Source organism: Mesorhizobium tamadayense, assembly GCF_003863365.1.
Lineage (GTDB): Bacteria > Pseudomonadota > Alphaproteobacteria > Rhizobiales > Rhizobiaceae > Mesorhizobium > Mesorhizobium tamadayense.
In genome coordinates, this window is sequence record NZ_RQXT01000216.1 from 1 (window position 1) to 589 (window position 589).

Annotated in this window: 1 protein-coding gene; it reads right to left on the reverse strand. The window is 64.5% G+C overall.

Translation table 11 applies throughout. The features are described 5' to 3' along the window. Positions 1–69: 69 nt before the first annotated feature. Positions 70–589 (reverse strand): transposase (locus tag EH240_RS37360; protein ID WP_206075403.1); only part of this gene is annotated, 520 nt, incomplete at its 5' end.

Consider the following 589-nt stretch of genomic DNA (forward strand, 5'->3'; position numbering starts at 1 on the left):
GATCGTGTCCCTGGGAGTGGTGTAGCTGACGGCTTGGTCGCCGCGCTCTCCGGCATGGGGCCGAGCTGATCAGCGTGCCACCGCTGGCAGGCTGATGAGAGGATCATCGCTCATTTGGCTGATGGTTTCCAGCGTCATGTATCTGGCGCGTTGCACGGCCCATTCGTCGTTCTGTTCGAGCAGGATCGCGCCAACCAGGCGGACGATGGCGTCATCATTTGGGAAGATGCCGACGACCTCGGTGCGCCGCTTGATCTCGCCGTTGAGGCGCTCGATCGGGTTGGTCGAGTGCAGCTTGGCGCGGTGCTCCTTGGGGAAAGTCATGTAGGCAAGCACGTCGGGCTCGGCGTCGTCCATGATTGTCGCCAGCTTCGGCACTTTCGGCCGGATCTGGTCGGCGACGGCGCGCCATTGCGTGCTTGCGGCCTCGGGCGTTTCCTGGGCGAAGGCGGTGGCGATGAAAGCGGAGACGACGCGGCGCCCGCTCTTGCCGGCATGGGCCAAGACGTTGCGCATGAAGTGGACGCGGCACCTCTGCCATGTCGCGCACAGCACCTTGGTGACGGCCGCCTTGATGCCTTCATGGGCA